General features: G+C 53.5%; 15 protein-coding genes, 2 tRNA genes and 1 rRNA gene. 8 read left to right on the forward strand and 10 right to left on the reverse strand.

Going from position 1 to position 18,533, the window contains the following annotated elements; translation table 11 throughout:
* The first annotated feature begins 117 nt into the window (after positions 1-117).
* From rrf to ACHZA1_RS13355, 3 genes are all read left to right on the forward strand, one after another.
* A 5S ribosomal RNA gene (rrf, locus tag ACHZA1_RS13345) occupies positions 118-229 on the forward strand.
* A gap of 56 nt (positions 230-285) precedes the next feature.
* A tRNA-Ile gene (locus ACHZA1_RS13350) sits at positions 286-359 on the forward strand.
* A gap of 6 nt (positions 360-365) precedes the next feature.
* Positions 366-439, forward strand: a tRNA-Ala gene (locus tag ACHZA1_RS13355).
* Positions 440-584: 145 nt separating this feature from the next.
* On the opposite strand, the gene serB is transcribed toward ACHZA1_RS13355, so the two are convergent.
* Entirely contained in the window at positions 585-1,826 is a 1,242-nt protein-coding gene (gene serB / locus ACHZA1_RS13360) for a phosphoserine phosphatase SerB (protein WP_321426947.1), read from the reverse strand.
* A gap of 164 nt (positions 1,827-1,990) precedes the next feature.
* On the opposite strand from serB, the gene ACHZA1_RS13365 reads away from it, so the two are divergent.
* Both ACHZA1_RS13365 and ACHZA1_RS13370 read left to right on the forward strand, forming a co-directional pair.
* Complete coding sequence (locus ACHZA1_RS13365) at positions 1,991-2,176, forward strand: hypothetical protein (protein WP_320052362.1); 186 nt, start codon at positions 1,991-1,993, stop codon at positions 2,174-2,176.
* A gap of 81 nt (positions 2,177-2,257) precedes the next feature.
* Positions 2,258-2,593, forward strand: a complete 336-nt coding sequence (locus ACHZA1_RS13370) for a hypothetical protein (protein ID WP_394701036.1) — start codon at positions 2,258-2,260, stop codon at positions 2,591-2,593.
* Positions 2,594-2,598: 5 nt separating this feature from the next.
* On the opposite strand, the gene ACHZA1_RS13375 is transcribed toward ACHZA1_RS13370, so the two are convergent.
* The 4 genes from ACHZA1_RS13375 to ACHZA1_RS13390 form a co-directional block, all read right to left on the reverse strand.
* Positions 2,599-3,234, reverse strand: coding sequence for an ATP-binding protein (locus tag ACHZA1_RS13375; RefSeq protein WP_320052364.1), 636 nt, complete (start codon positions 3,232-3,234; stop codon positions 2,599-2,601).
* Positions 3,235-3,330: 96 nt separating this feature from the next.
* On the reverse strand, positions 3,331-3,714 hold the full coding sequence (locus ACHZA1_RS13380; RefSeq protein ID WP_320052365.1) for a hypothetical protein: 384 nt from the start codon (positions 3,712-3,714) through the stop codon (positions 3,331-3,333).
* 202 nt (positions 3,715-3,916) lie between these two features.
* Positions 3,917-6,373, reverse strand: coding sequence for a phenylalanine--tRNA ligase subunit beta (gene pheT, locus ACHZA1_RS13385; RefSeq protein WP_320052366.1), 2,457 nt, complete (start codon positions 6,371-6,373; stop codon positions 3,917-3,919).
* A gap of 187 nt (positions 6,374-6,560) precedes the next feature.
* Complete coding sequence (locus tag ACHZA1_RS13390) at positions 6,561-7,340, reverse strand: DUF2520 domain-containing protein (RefSeq protein WP_320052367.1); 780 nt, start codon at positions 7,338-7,340, stop codon at positions 6,561-6,563.
* Between the two features lie 224 nt (positions 7,341-7,564).
* On the opposite strand from ACHZA1_RS13390, the gene ACHZA1_RS13395 reads away from it, so the two are divergent.
* A complete protein-coding gene (locus ACHZA1_RS13395; RefSeq protein ID WP_320052030.1) occupies positions 7,565-8,788 on the forward strand; it encodes an IS256 family transposase in 1,224 nt (407 codons plus the stop codon).
* Positions 8,789-9,184: 396 nt separating this feature from the next.
* On the opposite strand, the gene ACHZA1_RS13400 is transcribed toward ACHZA1_RS13395, so the two are convergent.
* The 4 genes from ACHZA1_RS13400 to ACHZA1_RS13415 form a co-directional block, all read right to left on the reverse strand.
* Positions 9,185-10,141: a glycoside hydrolase family 43 protein gene (locus tag ACHZA1_RS13400; protein WP_320054921.1), complete on the reverse strand. Its 957-nt coding sequence runs from the start codon at positions 10,139-10,141 to the stop codon at positions 9,185-9,187.
* A gap of 174 nt (positions 10,142-10,315) precedes the next feature.
* Positions 10,316-12,046 carry an acyl-CoA dehydrogenase family protein gene (locus tag ACHZA1_RS13405; protein ID WP_320052368.1) on the reverse strand — a complete coding sequence of 577 codons (1,731 nt, stop codon included), beginning with the start codon at positions 12,044-12,046 and terminating at the stop codon, positions 10,316-10,318.
* Between the two features lie 31 nt (positions 12,047-12,077).
* A complete protein-coding gene (locus ACHZA1_RS13410; protein ID WP_320052369.1) occupies positions 12,078-13,097 on the reverse strand; it encodes an electron transfer flavoprotein subunit alpha/FixB family protein in 1,020 nt (339 codons plus the stop codon).
* 36 nt (positions 13,098-13,133) lie between these two features.
* Complete coding sequence (locus ACHZA1_RS13415; protein WP_320052370.1) at positions 13,134-14,012, reverse strand: electron transfer flavoprotein subunit beta/FixA family protein; 879 nt, start codon at positions 14,010-14,012, stop codon at positions 13,134-13,136.
* A gap of 400 nt (positions 14,013-14,412) precedes the next feature.
* On the opposite strand from ACHZA1_RS13415, the gene ACHZA1_RS13420 reads away from it, so the two are divergent.
* Positions 14,413-16,671, forward strand: a complete 2,259-nt coding sequence (locus tag ACHZA1_RS13420; RefSeq protein WP_320052371.1) for a patatin-like phospholipase family protein — start codon at positions 14,413-14,415, stop codon at positions 16,669-16,671.
* Positions 16,672-17,005: 334 nt separating this feature from the next.
* The gene (locus tag ACHZA1_RS13425) at positions 17,006-17,548 is read left to right on the forward strand and encodes a hypothetical protein (RefSeq protein WP_320052372.1); all 543 of its coding nucleotides are present in this window, start codon (positions 17,006-17,008) and stop codon (positions 17,546-17,548) included.
* A gap of 49 nt (positions 17,549-17,597) precedes the next feature.
* Here ACHZA1_RS13425 and ACHZA1_RS13430 read toward each other — a convergent pair whose 3' ends face one another.
* Positions 17,598-18,395: a DUF3298 and DUF4163 domain-containing protein gene (locus ACHZA1_RS13430; protein ID WP_320052373.1), complete on the reverse strand. Its 798-nt coding sequence runs from the start codon at positions 18,393-18,395 to the stop codon at positions 17,598-17,600.
* Positions 18,396-18,533: the final 138 nt, after the last annotated feature.

Below are 18,533 nucleotides of genomic sequence, written 5' to 3' on the forward strand. Positions count from 1 at the left end.
AAAATCTAAAAGATATAAGATTTTAGACGCTAGATATTAGACGCTATATGAGGATTGAATGGCATATGCTATGAAGTCTAAGATCTAGGTGCTAAATACTAGGATCTAAAAGAAGACTTAGGTGGCTAGGCGGCGGGGCTCCACCCCTTCCCATTCCGAACAGGGCCGTTAAGCCCGCCAGCGCCGATGGTACTGCTACACCAAGCGGGAGAGTAGGTGGCCGCCAAACCTATAGAGTTCCGAAGTCTTGTACTTCGGAACTTTTTAAAAAACTGATGACTATACAGTCTCGTAGCTCAGTTGGTTAGAGCACTACACTGATAATGTAGGGGTCCGCGGTTCAAATCCGCGCGAGACTACTAAATGGGGGATTAGCTCAGTTGGCTAGAGCATCTGCCTTGCACGCAGAGGGTCAACGGTTCGAATCCGTTATTCTCCACAAGTAGGAAGGGTTTGTCTGAATAGGCAAACCCTTTTTGCATTCTATGTGTGCATATTATTGTTGAATGTATCAGGTCTAATAAAAAGGAGCGATGTTTGGTCGCTCCTTTTTTGTTTATGGTAATTAATGCTAATCAGATCGTTTAGTCCACCATCATCTCCCTATCCCTAAATCCTAGAAGGTAAAGGATGCCGTCTAAGCCAATGGTGGATAGCGCATGCTTGGCCTTCTCCTTTACCTTGGGCTTGGCGTGGAAGGCTATGCCAAGTCCTGCGAGCTGGATCATGGGGAGATCGTTGGAGCCATCGCCAACGGCAATAACCTGATCGAGGCGTAGGTCTTCCTTAAAGGCTAGCAGCTTCAGCAGTTCGGCCTTCTTTTGCCCGTCGACGATATCGCCAAGGTGCTTTCCTGTTAGCTTCCCGTCTTTTATTTCGAGGTCGTTGGCAAAGACGTAGTCGACGCCGAGCTTGCTCTTGAGGTGGTTGCCGAAGTAGGTGAATCCTCCCGAAAGAATGGCCGTACGGTAGCCGTAGCGGTTCAGCGTTTTCATCAGCCGTTCGGCGCCTTCGGTTAGGGGTAGGTTTTCGGCGATCTCCTTCATTACGCTTTCGTCCAATCCTTTTAGGAGCGATACGCGCTTGATGAAGCTTTCCTTAAAATCGAGTTTTCCCTGCATGGCATCTTCGGTGATGGCCCTTACTTGGTCGCCTACGCCGGCGCGTTCGGCCAGCTCGTCGATCACCTCGGTTTGGATGAGGGTTGAGTCCATATCGAAGCATATCAGGCGGCGGTTGCGGCGGAAGATGTTGTCGACCTGAAAGGCTACATCTACGCCTGTTTCGCCGGATATCTTTACGAATTCGCTTTTCATCTTATCGATATCCTTGGGGGTTCCACGAATCGATAGCTCTACCACTGCCTTTGTTTTGCTGGTGTCGCCATCGAGCGGGGTGCGGCCCGACAGGCGGGTGATAAGGTCGATGTTGAGCCCCTGCTCGGCGATAATACTGGTGGTTCGGGCTAGGTGCTCGGCGGTGAGCTTGCGGGCGAGCAGGGTGAGGATGTAGCGGTCTTTGCCCTGGTGGTTTACCCAGCCGTTGTAGCGCTCTTCGGAGATGGGGGTGAACTTTACGTTGACGCCCATCTCGTAGCTCTTAAATAGGAGGTCTTTGAGGATGGGCGACGACTCGGACTCTTCTGGCACCTCGAAGAGGATGCCCAGCGCGAGGTCGTCGTGGATGGTGGCCTGCCCGATGTCCAGGATTTGTACGTTGTACTGGCTTAGGATTTGGGTTAGCGAGGAGGTTAGACCCGCTTTGTCTTCCCCTGAAATATTGAGAAGGATAATTTCTCTCTTCTTTTGCTGCATGCTCTGTTTCATTAGTTCTGACTCTCTGATTTCACAATATACCAAAAATGCGGGGCGGCGGTTTGGGGGCATCATCCTTTTCGCTTTTTTTAGCATACTCATCGGCCGATGGATTTTGCGGGGGAGCCCGTGTGCAAAGTTTTTGCTTACTTTGCCCTGCGTTAATCAACCTAAGCATGAAATACCTTCGATATGCCCTTGTGGGGGTGAGCGTTCTTATCCTGCTATACCTGTTTGTGCTTACCGATGCCAGCTTCAGCAGGGAGAATAGCCTGGCGTGGGGTTCCCTTGTGGTGCTGTCGGTGGCAACCTACGGGCTGGACTTTTGGGTGATCCGACGAAACAGGCGCAGGGGGGAGTAGCGAATTTGTACCGCTGGTCCTCGGCTTAATCAACAAAAGCGGGTGGCTTTGAGCCTGCTTAACACTAGAAATGCTGTAAAGATGTCTGCAGAAAAGAAGTTTTCCTGTCCAGTTTGTGGCGCCAAGGTGCCCTTTAGCTACGCCATGCGCATTGCCGATGATAAGCGGCACGTGTGCGAGCGCTGCCACACCCATTTGATCCCTAAAACCAACAATGTTATCTACATCAGGATTTGTACCGTAATTGCCACGCTGATATTCGTGCTTACCTACAGCAAGGTGGTGTTCGGCCTCTACGGGGTAGAGCGCACGTTTGTGGCCTCGCTGGTTCATCTTGCTGCAACGGCGGCCTTCTACTTTGCGCTAACCTACGCTGCCATTGTTAGGGTGGTGGTGATGAAAAAGCTGGAGCAGTAGCGGCGCTACAGTTCCTCGTGGCTGATGGAAATCAGCGAGCCTTCGTGGGTGGACTCGATGGTAAGCGTCCCGATGGCGAGCAGGTCGAGCACAATGCGCTCGGCCTCTTTAGTTGATAGGAGCAGCTTCTTCCAGATACGGGTAAACGATGATGGGCCGTTTTGGGTGACGAAGTCGATTACCTTTTGGTGGCGGTCGCCAAGGCTTACGGGGCGCTGTTTCCCGCACGACTGCCGCAGGTAGAGCGAGTGCAGGCGGCCCACCTTCATGTTTTCGTCGGCTACGCGGATGTAGGTGGTGGGCTTCATCTCCTTGTCGGGGGCGGTGTGGGGCTTCTTGCGGCTCTCCTCGATGACGATTTCGAGCACCACCTTTCCGCCGACATCCCAGCGGATAACGCTAAAGGGCACTTCGGGCTTGCAGTAGAGCTGGGCGGCGGTTTCGATCATGTAGTACTCCTCGTCGGAGTTCACGCCGGCAATCCGGCCGTTATCCTTAACGCCGAGCAGCAGCGAGCCGCCCGTGGTGTTGGCAAAGGCGGCCAGCGAGCGGGCTATCTTCTTGGAATCGGTAACGGCATACTTAAAGTCGAGATGCTGCCCTTCTCCTTCGGCGATCCTATGTTGCAAAATGGTACTCACCCTTTCCTGAAATTTGGCGTAAAGATAGCAGAATGGCAGAAATGTGGCTTTGGACGAGGGTGCCTACGCCAGAAATTTTGCTTTAGCAGTTTTCTCTTAGGGGCTGCCGAAAGGCTCAGCCGTTTTTACCCCTACTTCCCTTCGGGTGTTTACGGAGGGATACAGCGGTTGGTTAATGATCTTTGGGTAGAGGCTGCAAAAAGCAGGGTAATAGGCTGCAAAAAGCAGGGTAGAGGCTGCAAATTGCAGGGTGTAGGCTGCAAAAAGCAGGGTGCAGGCTGCAAATAGCAGGGTGTAGGCTGCAAATAGCAGGGTAGAGGCTGCAAAAAGCAGGGTAGAGGCTGCAAATTGCAGGGTGTAGGCTGCAAATTGCAGGGTGTAGGCTGCAAAAAGCAGGGTGTAGGCTGCAAAAAGCAGGGTGTAGGCTGCAAAAAGCAGGGTATAGGCTGCAAAAAGCAGGGTGTAGGCTGCAAAAAGCAAGGTGCAGGCTGCAAAAAGTAGGCAGGCTGGTTTGAGAGGCCTTGCCGCAAACGAAAAAGACCTAACAGGGGGATAAATCCTGTTAGGTCTCGTGGAGTTTCTTTATCTCAAAGCCTCAAGGCTAAGGGGAAACCTAGGTTTCTATATTCTTCCGAATAATTCCGCCCTAGCTGGATGTCGCTTCGCACCACTTCTCTCCAGCCTATCGTAGCTGAGCCCCGTAGCTGCGGTCGAAGGCCTTCACCAGGTTGTCCATGATGCGGTCGATTTGCTGGTCGGTGAGCGTCTTGGTTTCGTCCTGTAGGATGAAGCTAAGCGCGTACGACTTCTTGCCTTCGGGGAGGTTCTTGCCCTCGTACACGTCGAAGAGGCCAACCTTCTTAAGCAGCTTCTTCTCGGTTTGAAGGGCGGTCTCGCGCAGCTGGGCGAAGGTTACCTTCTTGTCGAGCAGTAGGGCTAGGTCGCGGCGCACCTCCTGGAACTTGGATATCTCCTTGAAGGTGGTCTTGTTCTTGCGAACGAAGCCAATCAGCAGGTCGAAGCGGATCTCGGCAAAGAACACCTCGTTCTTCACGTCGAACATGTTGCGGAACTTCTTGGCCACGGCGCCCATCTCGATGAGCTTCTTGCCGTTTAGCAGGTAGGTAACGCCATCGCTGATAAAGTCGAGGCTGTTCTCCTCCACCTTTAGGTCGAACAGGCTAATGCCGAAGCGCGATAGCAGCTGTTCTACCGAGGCGCGAAGCGTAAAGTAGTCGCTAGGCGCAACCTTGGTGTTCCAGCTCTCGGCGTTGCGGTTGCCGGTAACGAACAGCGCCACGTGGTAGCTCTCGTTGTAGGCGCGCAGGTGGTTATCGTCGGTTGCCTTCTCGGCGTTGTAGGCGTACACGTTGCCAAACTCGTACAGCTTAAGGTCGGCGTTACGGTGGCTGGTGTTAAGGCCAATGGCCTCCATGCCGTTGAAGAATAGGGTTTGGCGCATCACGCTAAGGTCGCCGCTAAGCGGGTTGATGATGCGAACCGACTTCTCCTCGGGGTAGGCCGTTAGCCCTTGGTAGTAGGCCGCCTTGGTAAGCGAGTTCGACATGATTTCGTTGAATCCGTTAGCCGAAAGTAGGTCCGAAGCGGTGTTCACGATTCTATCCTTTTCGGGGCGTGGCTCGAACGATAGGGTCGAGCGTACCTGTAGCGGCATCTCAATGTTGTTGTATCCGTAGATGCGGAGCACCTCCTCCACAACGTCGGCCTCGCGCTGAACGTCTACGCGGTAGGCAGGAACGTTTAGCAGCAGCACGTCGCCCTTATCCTCAACGATGGCTATATCTAGCGCATCTAAAATCTTCTTGATGGTGTCGGTTTCGATCTCCTTGCCGATTAGCTTGCGCATCTTATCTAACGATACCTCTACGCTAAAGTTGTCGATAGGGGTAGGGTAGATGTCGATTACTTCGGATGAGATCTCGCCACCGGCCAGCTCCTTCACCAGAAGGGCAGCACGCTTAAGCGCGTAGATGGTTTGGTGAGGATCGATTCCACGCTCGAAGCGGAACGACGAATCGGTATTCAAGCCGTGGCGGCGGGCCGTCTTGCGCACCGATACGGGGTTAAAGTAGGCACTCTCGATGAAGATGCTGGTGGTTTCCTCGGTAACGCCCGAGTCCAATCCTCCAAATACACCCGCGATGCACATCGGCTCGTTGGCGTTGCAGATCATCAGGTCGGCCTCGTTAAGCTTGCGCTCTACGCCGTCGAGGGTGGTGAATGGCGTTCCCTCTGGGGCGGTGCGAACCACAATCTTACCTCCGGCAATCTTAGCAGCATCGAAGGCGTGTAGCGGTTGGCCAAGCTCATGAAGTATGAAGTTGGTAATGTCTACCACATTATTCTTTGGGTTGATGCCGATGGCGCGAAGCTTCTTCTGTAGCCATTCGGGCGATGGGCCAACCTTTACGTTCGATACGGTGATGCCGGCGTAGCGGGGGCAAGCCTCCGCGTTCATAACCTCTACGGGGATGATGTTCGAGGTGCTATCAACCTTAAACGCATCTACCGATGGCATCTCCAACGACGATGGAATACCGTTTACCTTTAGGTAGGCAGCCACATCGCGGGCAATGCCGTAGTGCGATGCCGCATCTACGCGGTTGGGGGTAAGCCCTATTTCGAAAACGTACTCATCTTCTAGCTTGAAGTACTCCTTAGCAGGTGTTCCTACTGGGGTTTCGGGGTCGAGCACCATGATGCCGTCGTGCGAGTGACCTAGGCCCAGCTCATCTTCGGCGCAAATCATACCCAACGACTCAACGCCGCGTATCTTTGACTTCTTGATCTTAAACTCGTCGTCGCCCGAGTAGAGAACGGTACCTACGGTAGCTACGGGTACCTTTTGCCCGGCGGCCACGTTGGGCGCACCGCAAACGATCTGTAGCAACTCGGGGCCGCCAACATCAACTTTTGTAACGCTTAGCTTATCGGCATCGGGGTGGCGCTCGCATTCTACAACGTAGCCCACAACAACGCCTTGCAATCCGCCCTTAATGGCCTCCTCCTTTTCGAGGGAGTCCACCTCTAGGCCAATCGACGTTAGTATCTCAGAAATCTGTTCGGGTGTAAGGTCGGTTTTCAGGTAGTCCTTCAACCAGCTATAGGAGATATTCATGTGATAAATTTTTCTCGTTACAATTAAGGCGTAAAAATAGGGAATAGATGCTTACCCTCAACGGCTTTTTGCATAAAAACTGTTTCAAAGTGCGGGGGATGGGAGCAATCCTGACCGGTATATGGAAAATAAAAGAGACGTTGCAGCGCAACGTCCCTAACCAAATTATGCTCGTTAGTGGATTGGGCTACTCAAACTTCTTCATTATCCTTTCGGAGATGATGGAGTAGAGCTCCTTTAGCTCGGGGGTATTCTTGAGGTAGGCCTCGTGCATGTAGATGGTTCGGCTGTCATTCCGGCGTGCTGGGCCGGTTTGTACGGCAATGGGGTTCTCCGATTCGAGCGCCTTGGAGATGGTCTCCTCGATGAGCGGCTGCAGCACGGAGATGTTTAGCCCCTCCTTGTGCAGCACCTCGTTGGCGCAGGCCATCATGTAGTTGGTAAAGTTGCAGGCAAACACGGCGGCCACGTGGATGGCCTTACGCTTGTCCGACTCCAGCCAGTCCCACCTAGCCTCCAGCTCCTCAACGGCTTTAACGAGTACGCGCTTTAGGTGCTCGTCCTTGGCCTCGAGGTAGAAGGGCACATCGCGCAGGTCGATGATGCGGTTGCGCGTAAAGGTTTGCAGCGGGTAGAGCACCCCAACGGCATTGGCATCTTTCCCAAAGATATCGATAGAGGTGGTTCCCGAGGTATGCACAATGCAGGCTTCCGGCGACACCCGCTTGGTGAGCTGCTGGAACACCTCCTCGATGGCGCGGTCGGAAACGGCAATGATGTACAGGTCGGCGTTGGTGTCGCATTTCTCGATTGACGAAATGTTAACCTTTAGGTCGAGCCCGTCTATAATGTCTTTTGCCTTTTGAGGGTTTCGGGCGGCAATCTCCACTTGGAAGTTGGTGGTGGTGGCGAATCCAAAGGCTAGATTTATGGCAACAGCCCCCGAGCCAACTACTACTATCTTCATAATTGTGTTGAATGGTTATCAATAGAAGCAAAGATAGAAAAGTTGGATAACTATTGCTGCAAGTTGGGGAAAAAGGTGTGCAGGGATGGGCGATGACCATCCTTAGCCTAGCTTGTAACCTTCTCTAGGGAGGTTAATAACCGCCTCGGAGATGGTTGTAGGGGAGACCGCGAGACTGTTCATGCAACTGTGTCTGCAAAATGATAACGATAACTTTGCAGACAATGAAAGAGGAAGAAAAAGTAGCGAGCTTCAGTTACGAGGAATTTGAGAAGGAGGCCATCAAAGGCCTTTACGAGCGCAAGAGCCTAAGCGGCGAGAATGGGGTGTTCGCCCCGCTGCTCAAGCACTTTTTGGAGAAGGCCCTAGCGCTGGAGCTGGAGCAGCACCTGAAGGATTCGGAGGGCAACAAGCGCAACGGCGCTACCACCAAAACGGTTAAGAGCTCGAACGGCGAGTTTGAGCTCAGCCCCCCCAGAGACCGTAACGGATCCTTTACCCCAGAGATCGTGGCCAAGCGGCAGGTGCTGCTGGACGACGAGCTCTGCGAGAAGGTGCTCTCGCTCTACGCCAAGGGGATGAGCTACGCCGACATTCGGAAGCTGCTGATGGAGGTTTACGGGCTTTCGCTCTCGCCCGCCCAGATGAGCGAGCTCACCGATCGGCTCATCCCCGAGCTGCAGGAGTGGCAGCAGCGCCCGCTGAGCCCGCTCTACGCGATAGTCTGGTTCGACGCCATCCACTTCAAGTGCCGCGAGGGCGGTGCAGTGCAGGGCAAGGCGCTCTACAACGTCTACGCGGTCAGCCAGGAGGGCTTTCGGGAGCTGCTGGGCATCTACATTGCCGGGAGCGAGTCGGCCCGCTTCTGGCTGGAGGTGCTGCAGGATCTGCGCCTTCGGGGCGTGGAGGACATCCTGATCGCCTGCACGGATAACCTCAAGGGCTTCAGCGAGGCCATCAGCAGCACCTTTCCCGAGACGGTCATCCAGAGCTGCATCGTCCACCAGGTGCGCAGCACGCTCAAGTACGTGGTTAAAAAAGACTACAAGGCCATCACCGCCGACATGCGGGCCATCTACGGCAGCCCCACGCTGGAGGCGGGCGAGGCGGAGCTCGAGCGCTTCGCCGAGCGCTGGGGGACGAAGTACCCCACCGCCGTCAAGAGCTGGCGGGAAAACTGGTACAAGCTGAGCTCCTTCTTCGACTTCGGCAGGGAGATCCGCCGGCTCATGTACACCACCAACCCCATCGAGGGCATCCACCGGCGCATGCGGAAGGTGACCAAGACCAAGGGGTGCTTCTCCTCCGACATGGCCATCAAGAAGCTGATATACCTCGTTATTCGGGATATCAACTCGAGCCCAAAGCGGGAAGTTGCGGGGTGGAAGCTCATCTACGGGCAGCTTTGCATTAAATTTGCCGAGCGGATGGCCAAGTTTGGAGCATGAAGAACACCCGCGAAGGAAGGCCAGGCCTCCTAGCGGGGCAAGGGTATACAAGTGGCTCCGTTCCTCCGCCACCCTTGCCCCGCTAGCAGCCCTAACCTAAAAGGCAGGCGTAATTCCTGCTTCCGAAAAAATAGGGTAGACACAGTTCCGTGAATAATCCCGAGACCGCTGGTGCCAATAACCAGTTCAGAGCAGGTAATAACCAGTTTGGAGCAGGTTACTAACCTATTCGGAGCAGCTTATTAGCAGCTTGGAGCAGGTTCTTTTCTTTTTGGAGGATGCTTGCATCCTTGGCCGTAGCGGTTGGTAGGGTGGCAGGGGGGCAGTAGCAGCAAAGGCCACCCCGATCGTTATCGGGGTGGCCTTTGCCAGTATGTATTTGCTCTATGGAGCCACCTACCGGGTGGGGCTAACTCCCTCCGAGGTCATCTGAATGCGCTTGATGGTATTATCCTTGTTGTAGTACAGGCGGTCGATGCACACCGAGCGCCGGAAGCTACCCCCATCGGTGTTGATGCTGCCGTTGTGGTAGATGAAGTACCAGCTGCCCTTAAACTTCACGATGGCCTGGTGGTTGGTGTTCGAGTTGCCGGCCACCTCGTTTAGGATGCCCTTGTACGCCCAAGGCCCGTCGATGCTTTGGCTCATCGAGTAGGCGATCTTCTCGGGGAAGCCTACGGCGTACGAGAGGTAGTACCAGCCGTTATTCTTGTGTATCCAGGGAGCCTCGGTAAAGTGGGGGAGGTTGAGCACGGGCCTGATGGGGCCAACGGTGTCCACCATGTTCTCCTTCAGCTTCACGTAGTAGCACTGCGTGTTTCCCCAGAAGAGGTAGGCCTGGTTGTCATCGTCGATAATTACGGTGGGGTCGATGTCGTCCCAGCTGATGTTGGTGTACTGGGTGGTAAGGTTGTTGGTGATGATGGCCGATCCCTTGGCATCCTTAAACGGGCCGGTGGGGCTGTCGGCAACGGCTACCCCAATGGCCTTGCCGTGGATGCTCTTATGCTCTACGGCCACGTACCAGTAGAACTTGCCGTTGCGCTCTATCACCTGCGAGGCCCAGGCATCGCCACGGGCCCACGCGAAGTCCGACACCCTCAGCGGTACGGGATGCTCGGTCCAGGTCTTCATATCCTCGGTCGAGAATAGGAGCCACTCCTTCATCTTGTAGAAGTTCTCGTTGGTGGGGCACTCGTCGTGGCCGGTGTACACGTACAGCCTGTTACCGTGCACGAACCCTGCCGGATCGGCCGTGTACTTGTGGGTGAACACCGGGTTGCCACTGGCCACAAAGGTGGTGTCGTGCTGCACTACCGGTTGGGCTTGAGCCTGGGCAGCCCAGAAGCCCATCATTGCGCACATTGTTGCTATTATCTTTCTCATAGTTCAGATTGCTAACGGTTAATGCCATTCATGCACCACGAGGAGCATGCGCTATCAATATAGAGAAAAATGAAAAGTTGATGTGGCTATCAACAAAAAAAGCCCCGAGAAATCGGGGCTTTACTATTGAGTAGCGTAAGCTTATGCTTGCTTGATAACCTCTTCCTGTACCATCTTGTAGATGCCAAGGTCGTCGATATTGCTCTTTGCAATATAGCTATAGCGATCCTTGTTCCATGCTGCACCAAGCTTGATGAATACATCAGCCGAGTTGGTGAAGCGGGCGTCGCGCTGAGCGTCGAGTAGGAGTAGGTAGCCCATGATGATGTGGCCAGCCATCTCCACCAAGCGGCGAGCGTGGAAGTCTAGGTATTCGTTGTCGCCAACGGCGTGAACCAGTTCGAACGCTTTCACGTACTCCTCGGTCATATCGGCAAGAGTCTTCTTCATGTACTCCATGTCGGTATGAACAGGGGTAGCAGCGTAAGCCTTCATCTGCTGTAGGAATACGCCGGTGGTTACGCCCTTAATGGCGGCAACAACCTGTAGCTGCGAGGTTCCTTCGTAGATGGTGGTGATACGTGCGTCGCGGATGATGCGCTCAATTGGGTAATCCTTCATGAAGCCCGATCCACCGTGGATTTGTAGCGAGTCGTAGGCAATCTGGTTGCTGTACTCCGAAGCGAATAGCTTAAGCAGCGGGGTGTAGCAGTCGGCCAGCTTGTTAAATTCCTTTTGCTCGTCGCGCTCGTTCTTCTCCAACTTGCGGTCTTGGCTGATGTGGTAGTATGCCTTGTACACATCAACAAAGCGCGATGTCTCGTAAAGCAGCGCACGCGATGCCTGAAGCTTAGCCTTCATGTTGGTGAGCAGCTCGTATACGGCTGGGAACTGGATGATGGCCTTGCCAAACTGCACGCGCTCGTTGGCGTACTTAACAGCCTCGCGGTAGGCAGCCTCTGAAAGGCCAACCGACTGAGCACCTACGCCAAGGCGGGCACCGTTCATCAGCGACATTACGTACTTGATAAGACCCATCTTGCGGTCGCCCACAAGCACTGCAGGAGCGTTGGTAAATACCAATTCGCAGGTTGGCGAGCCGATGATACCCAGCTTATGCTCGATACGGCGAACCTTCATGGCGTTGTCCTTCTTGTCGTACACGAAAAGCGACAGACCACGAGCGTCGTTGGTGCCATCTTCCGAGCGGGCAAGAACTAGCGAGATCTCAGCGTCACCGTTGGTGATGAAGCGCTTTACGCCGTTCAACAACCATGTACCCTTCTTTTCGTCCCAAGTAGCCTTTAGCTGTACAGCCTGTAGGTCCGATCCTGCATCAGGCTCGGTAAGGTCCATGGCAGCGGTTTGGCCTTGGTGGATACGAGGAAGGAACTCGTCCTTTATTTCTTTTGATCCAAATTCGTGGATGGTCTCAGCGCAGTCCTGTAGCCCCCAGATGTTGGCAAAACCAGCATCGGCACGCGATACCAACTCGGCAGCAACCACGTAGGGAACCATGGCGAAGTTCAATCCGCCATACTCGCGTGGAAGCGACATGCCGTAAAGACCAGCTTGGGTAAGCGCATCGTGGTTCTCCTGAGTACCACGGGCATACTTCACGCGGTCGTTGATAACCTCGGGACCCTCGGCATCAACCGACTCGGCGTTGGTGTCAAGGATGTTGCCGCAAATGTCGCCTACAATCTCCAGCGTCTTGTCGTAGCTGTCAATAGCATCCTCGAAATCGATAGGAGCGTAGTCGTAGGTTTCCTTATCTACAAATCCCATTTCCTTGAGCTCCACGATCTTCTTCATCAGTGGGTGCCCTAGGTGGAATTTCAAATCTTCGTTATCTGAGTAAAAATTTGCCATTGTTCTTGGTTTTAAATCGTCCTACTTAGTGCTACTTCGAGTTCTTCTTGTAGTACTTAATCAACTTAGGGATGATTTCGGATACGTCGCCGGTAATTGCGTAGTCGGCAATTTGGTTGATAGGGGCAGCAGGGTCGTTGTTGATCGAGATGATCATGGCCGATTGCTCCATACCTGCGGTGTGCTGAATTTGTCCTGAGATACCGCAAGCGATATATAGTTTAGGACGAACGGTAACACCGGTTTGGCCAATCTGGCGGGCATGCTCGGCAAAGCCTGCGTCGACGGCGGCACGCGATGCGCCCACCTCGCCACCAAGAACCTGAGCAAGCTCATGTAGAAGGGCAAAGTTTTCCTTCGATCCTACACCGTAACCACCAGCAATGATGATTGGAGCGCCCTTGATATCAATCTTACGCTCTTCAATTTCGCGCTCGATGATACGGATAACCTCATCGGTATCGGTAAGGAACTTGTTAGCGTCAATCTTCTTAACCTGTGCAGGCTTGGCGTTGGCAATAATCTCCTTCTTCATCACACCCTCGCGAACGGTTGCCATCTGTGGGCGGTGGTCGGGGTTGATGATGGTAGCGATGATGTTACCACCAAATGCTGGGCGGATTTGGTATAGAAGCTTCTCGTAAATCTTTCCGGTTTTATTCTCGGTATGCGAGCCAATTTCGAGCGAGGTACAGTCGGCAGTTAGACCGCTATGTAGAAGCGATGAAACGCGAGGACCTAAGTCGCGACCAACAGACGATGCTCCAAAAAGCGCAATCTGTGGTTTCTCTACCTCGAACACGGCCTTAATAAGGGTGGTGTGAGGAAGGGTGCGGTATGGGGCAAGGCGAGCATCGTCGGCAACGTGTACCACGTCGGCACCGTACTGTCCGAGTTCTACCTCAATACCCTTAAGGTTATGACCGAGGGCTAGCGCCTCTAACTGGCAGCCTAGCTGGTCGGCAAGGTTACGGCCCTTGGTAAGCAGTTCAAGGCTCACATCGGCAACCTTACCATTTTCTATTTCGCAGTAAACAAAAATGTTGTTCACGGTAAAAGTCTTTTTAAGTTTAGAAAATTATGAGGATTAACCAATGGTGTGATTAGCCATAAGCTCCTTAATCAGCCATTCGATATCTGTATCTTCTGATGTTAGGCGCTTTGCCTCCTTAGCGGCAAACACCACGTTGTCGATCTTCTTAACCTTGGTAGGCGATCCCGAAAGACCTAGCTGCTCTACGTCGGCGTCAACATCGGCAACACCCCACTCTGGAATGCGAAGGTACTCGCGGCTTTGCAGCTCCATGTAGTAGTCCGATGTTTGCTCCTGCAGCTCGGTAACGGTGCGGGCATGCTTAAACTTCATCAGCTGCTTGGCGTTGCGTGGGCGAGCTTCTGGAGCCGATGCGGTAACGGTGATTACCATTGGTAGCTTTCCGGCAACAACCTCGATGCCGTGCTCAAGGCGACGCTTGATGGTTAACTCCTCGTTCTTGAACGATAGGATGCTTTCGGCATAGGTTACCTGAGGCCAGCCTAACTTCTCGGCAACCTGTGGCCCTACCTGAGCGGTATCGCCATCGATAGCCTGACGGCCTGCTATAACAAGATCAGGTTGAATTTTCTTAACGGCTTGCGAAAGCGCGTAAGAGGTTGCTAGCGTGTCGGAACCCGCAAACTTACGGTCGGTAAGCAGTACGCCATCGTCGGCACCACGGTACATACCTTCGCGAATAATATCGGCAGCACGACCAGGGCCCATGGTAAGGATGGTTATTGTGGTGCCAGGATAGCTGTCTTTTAGTCGGAGAGCTTGCTCTAAGGCATTTAAATCCTCTGGATTGAAGATCGCAGGAAGGACAGCGCGGTTAACGGTACCGTCGGCCTTCATGGCATCCTTGCCCACGTTGCGGGTGTCGGGTACCTGTTTTGCGAGAACAACAATCTTTAAACCTTTATTTGTCATATATTCAGGGGTAATTTTTGCTGTGACGGGCAAATATAGGAAAAAATGCACAGACTCAAACTGGTAAATAGGGAATTGGTCGGCACCGTTTATTTGCTGGCGGTAAACATTGCCTTGTAAGTGGGGTTGCGTAAGTAGGTGTTAGTAACCTGTTTGATATTTCCCATTAACGCCGGCGTGCTGCTGTTCTTTTACGGTTGTTTATCGGCTGTGAATTGTCGTTAGGGTATTCGGAGATGGGTAAGAAAGCAGGGGGTGCATTTTACGCTCAATTAGTTTCTTGTTTTTGTACGGATGCTAATTAATAGGTACTAACGCTTAAGGTAGATCGCTGGCGGAGGTGTATATTTGTAGCTGCTCTTTAGGCAATTCTATCGTTTATCGACAACCATTGATTTTAATGAGAAAGCAATCACTCTTGTTCCGTTCCTATCTTGCTACTGCTGCATTTTTACTTCTGCTTGTTCCGCTGGCCCTTGCCCAGCAGCGCCCTAAAATTGGGCTGACGCTCTCGGGCGGTGGGGCAAAGGGGTTGGCCCATATTGGCATCCTGAAGGCCATCGATAGCGCGGGCCTAAAGGTCGACTACATTACGGGAACCAGCATGGGGGCTGTTGTAGGGTCGCTGTACGCTGCCGGTTATTCGGGAAAGGATATTGAGAAAATTGCCAACGATATCGATTGGAATGACCTGTTTAAGAGCAATCCGCAGTACAACGAAATTGCCCTACGCGAAAAGGATGAGTTTGGCAGCTACATGTTCGAAGTTCCTTTTAAGGGCTTTAGGCCAGCGCTAACGTCGGGGATTATGGATCCCGAAGGGGTGTGGGTTGAGTTCCTGAAGGCGCTTTACCCTGTTTATGCGGTGAAGGATTTCCACCAACTGAGCATCCCGTTCGAGTGTATTGCCACCGACTTGGAGATGGGTAAGCCTGTTGTGCTCAGCTCGGGCGAGCTGGTTCCTGCCATTCGCAGCAGCATGGCCATCCCGTCGGTGTTTACGCCAATATCCTACCAGGGAAAGATTCTGGTGGATGGCGGCCTGGTGCAAAACTTCCCGGTGAGCCAGGCAAAGAAGATGGGCGCCGACTACGTTATCGGCGTGAGCCTGTACTCGGGGCTGATGAATAGGAACCAGCTTAAGACGGCCTTTAACGTGATGGACCAAATTACCAGCTACGTGGATGCCGCCGACGAGGTTAACCAAAAGGCCATGTGCGACCTGCTGATTATGCCGCCAATTGGCGACTACAACGCGGCCAGCTTTGGCGACTACAAGGATATCATCCGAATTGGCAACGAGATGGGGGCTATGATGTACCCCACGTTTAAGCATCTGGCCGATTCGCTGAACGCCATTCAGCCCATAGCATACGATCCCTACTCCCGCTTTAAGCCGGAACCCTCGGTGACACTGGACAACATCGAGGTGGTGGGCATCAGCGAGACTACCCGCAAGCAGCTGCTCGACAACATGGCGCTGAAGGTGGGCAAGTCCTACTCGGCCCGTCGGCTCTCCGAGGCGCTTAAGCGGGCCTACGCTACGCTCGACTACAAGTACATCTACTACGAGCTCTCCCCGACGGCCATCCCCCATCACGCCAACATCCGAATCGTTGCCGAGGAGTACACCTCTACCTGGGTAAAGGTGGGGCTGCTCTACAACAGCTTCCTAGGATCTGCCATCAACCTGAACTACACTCTCAGAAACTTTAGGAAAACCAACAGCCGGTCGATGGTGAAGCTGTCCATCGGCGATAACTTCGACGCGCTTGTGCAGAGCCGCCTGCTGTTTGGCCCCAAAAACAGGAATCAGCTGCAGGCCGAGCTGCGGTTTACCGACCTGAACATACCTTTATATAATGGGGCAAAAAAGCTCTACGTTTACAACACAACCTTCAACAAGGTGGACTTGTCGTTTACGCGCTACATGGGCAATACGTCGAGCCTTGGCGCGGGCATTTCCTTTAACTACATGACCTACGCGCCCGATATTGCCGCCGATATCCGGTACCGGGGCGGGGAAAGCCACCTGTACGGGTACGTAACACAGTACACCAACTCGTTGGACAGGAGGTACATCCCTACGCGGGGGGGCACGTCGAAGCTCGAGGCGGGCTGCGTGTTTGGGCGCAACCTGCACCGCAACCCATCGCAGAACAAAACCCTCTACGACTCGCTTCTGCTAACGCTAAAGGGGAGGCCCTACTACCAGCTCTCCTACCAGGCTACCGTATACAGCCCCATCGCCCCAAAGTCGTCGATTATCTGGGAACTGCAGCTCGGGGCACAGCTCGATTTTAGTGGGCTTTACTTCAGCGAGTTCTTCCTGGGAGGGGATCAGTCCCTCTTCCACAATCACATGAACTTTACGGGGCTAAAGGATGCCCAGGTTACAACGAGCTCGTTTGGCAGCATGCTGCTGGGGTGGCAAACCAACGTGTACGACAACCTCTACCTGCAGGCGAAGGCAAACTACGGTATCTACAACTTCGTAAAGAGCAAAACGCTGGATGCCTCCCTCAAGGCAAAGCAGCTGTGGGGCTTTGGAATCTCGGCCGGCTACTTTGTCTCGAAGTGGCCCATCAACCTGTCGGTATCCTACTCGCCCGAGATGAACAAGGTTTGCACCAGCTTCTCGCTGGGCTACGCCTTTTAGGGATTAGGGTCGCATCCGCGTTGAAGGAGGCGTCCTCGCTTGCGGGATTCCCCGTTTCTGCAGCAATGGTCCATCCCAGCATCTGGGATTCTCCGTTTTTGCAGCAACGGCCCAACCCAGCGTGCGGGATACTCTGTTTTTGTAGCAATGGCTCATCCCAGCTTGCGGGATGAGCCATTGCTACAAAAACGTACTTGCCATCCGCCGAGGGGAAAGAAAATCTGCATCTGCCGGGGGATGATGAAGGCACTCGTAGTTGTAGTGCGGGTGCAGCATTCGGATCGGTGCGATTCTGGCACGCGATCTGCACTACCTCCTTCAAAAAACTAACACGATGAGTAAGCTAAGCTGGCCGTTTATGGCGCTGGTTGCCGCAGGAATGCTGGTTTCGTCGGCTGCTTTGGCCGATGGACCGAGAAGGCATCAGCAGGAGAGGGAGCACGGAAGGGAGCGCGGAAATCCACACCGTGAGGATTATTATCGCGAAGATGGGGATAATCGTGGCGACGATCGATACGAAAGGCCCCACCGCGAAAGGGGGCATTGGAAGGAGCACGGAAATCCTCATCGCGGGCGCGTTGTTGAGGTTTACGATTCGCCCTCAAGAGATAAGCGCTACCACCCGAAGTGGCATCCGCACCACGATTTTGCGCGCCGATGGGTGTACTTCCCCCGCTACAACATGTACTGGGATAACTACCGCGAGATGTACGTCTACAGCTCGTGCGGGCGCTGGGTTGCCGAACCCGAACCTCCACGTATTGCGATAAACGTCAACCTTTCCAGCGAGCGCTTTGTGGAGTTGGGCGTCGACCTCGACGCTAGAAGCGATGCGTTTGTCCTGAACAGCCGGCACCGAATTGTTTTTAAGCTGTAGGAGAAGCTATGAAAAAGGGAAGAGGCCCGCTAGAGCCTCTTCCCTTTTTTTATTCGGATAAAATGAATTCCGGCTTAAGAATCCCCTTGAGTTTGCTGTAGGGGATGGTGTAGCTGATGACGCCATCGGCATAGCTGGCAATCTCGTAGTAGTCGTACGCCATGAGCAAGCCTTGGCGGGTGAGGGCAAACGACGCGGGCAGGGGGAGCTCATCCTTAGCAACAAAAAGGCCCGACTCCTCAAGCGTCGACGGCTCCTTGATGCCCCGATCCTGCTTAAGCTGGGCAATGCTGATGGCTTCCAACTCGGATAGCCGGCCAGCCTCGGCAACATCCTCAAGCCTTAGCCGCTTGCCCCTGCTGGCGCTGAAGCAGGTGTACGTTTCGGAGGGATTGCCGTGGGCACCGCCGGTAAACGAGTAGTGCTTGCGCCGCAGCGACACCACCGATGGCGTATTGGATATTACGGTTATGCTATCCATGCTTTCCCAGCCCAGCATCGGCAGCCCTTCCTCGTCCTTGGTTTGGCGGATGCTCTCATCCACAAACGTCTTCATGGCTTCCTCGGCGGTCTGGTATCCTCCAAAGGTTGTGTACCTAATAAAGGTATTGATGCTGTCGGCCAGCACGGCATTTTGCTTTTTGTCGAATAGGGGGAAGGTTATGGACGATCGGAAAAGAAGCGATGAGTCTTTGATCCTATCGCTTTCCTGAACGAACTTCGCCGTTCGGTATTCGTACTTGATGGTGTCGATGCTGTTGGCAGTGCTTCCACCGTTTACGCTTGTGCACGAGGCTATATTAAGAAGCAGGGTATAGCTGGTCGCAAGAAAAATAAATAGTCGCATGGCTTAATTTGGGTTACTCAAAGATAGCACGCGAAAAGTTGTAGGTAAAATAGCCCCCGATTTTATCCTTGTATTTAACTTTAATACTAAATTCGAGAAAAAAAGTTGATGGGATCTGCGCACGCCTGCAGAGCACCC

The organism is uncultured Acetobacteroides sp. (assembly GCF_963667355.2).
Classification (GTDB): domain Bacteria; phylum Bacteroidota; class Bacteroidia; order Bacteroidales; family ZOR0009; genus Acetobacteroides.

Bases quoted from the DNA above. Each gene is read 5' to 3' on its own strand.
- ACHZA1_RS13430 (WP_320052373.1), bottom strand. From the start codon at position 18,395: ATGCGACTATTTATTTTTCTTGCGACCAGCTATACCCTGCTTCTTAAT.
- ACHZA1_RS13390 (WP_320052367.1), bottom strand. From the start codon at position 7,340: ATGAAGATAGTAGTAGTTGGCTCGGGGGCTGTTGCCATAAATCTAGCC.
- ACHZA1_RS13405 (WP_320052368.1), bottom strand. From the start codon at position 12,046: ATGGCAAATTTTTACTCAGATAACGAAGATTTGAAATTCCACCTAGGG.
- ACHZA1_RS13415 (WP_320052370.1), bottom strand. From the start codon at position 14,012: ATGACAAATAAAGGTTTAAAGATTGTTGTTCTCGCAAAACAGGTACCC.
- serB (WP_321426947.1), bottom strand. From the start codon at position 1,826: ATGAAACAGAGCATGCAGCAAAAGAAGAGAGAAATTATCCTTCTCAAT.
- ACHZA1_RS13425 (WP_320052372.1), top strand. From the start codon at position 17,006: ATGAGTAAGCTAAGCTGGCCGTTTATGGCGCTGGTTGCCGCAGGAATG.
- ACHZA1_RS13365 (WP_320052362.1), top strand. From the start codon at position 1,991: ATGAAATACCTTCGATATGCCCTTGTGGGGGTGAGCGTTCTTATCCTG.
- ACHZA1_RS13420 (WP_320052371.1), top strand. From the start codon at position 14,413: ATGAGAAAGCAATCACTCTTGTTCCGTTCCTATCTTGCTACTGCTGCA.
- ACHZA1_RS13395 (WP_320052030.1), top strand. From the start codon at position 7,565: ATGAAAGAGGAAGAAAAAGTAGCGAGCTTCAGTTACGAGGAATTTGAG.
- ACHZA1_RS13370 (WP_394701036.1), top strand. From the start codon at position 2,258: ATGTCTGCAGAAAAGAAGTTTTCCTGTCCAGTTTGTGGCGCCAAGGTG.
- pheT (WP_320052366.1), bottom strand. From the start codon at position 6,373: ATGAATATCTCCTATAGCTGGTTGAAGGACTACCTGAAAACCGACCTT.
- ACHZA1_RS13400 (WP_320054921.1), bottom strand. From the start codon at position 10,141: ATGGGCTTCTGGGCTGCCCAGGCTCAAGCCCAACCGGTAGTGCAGCAC.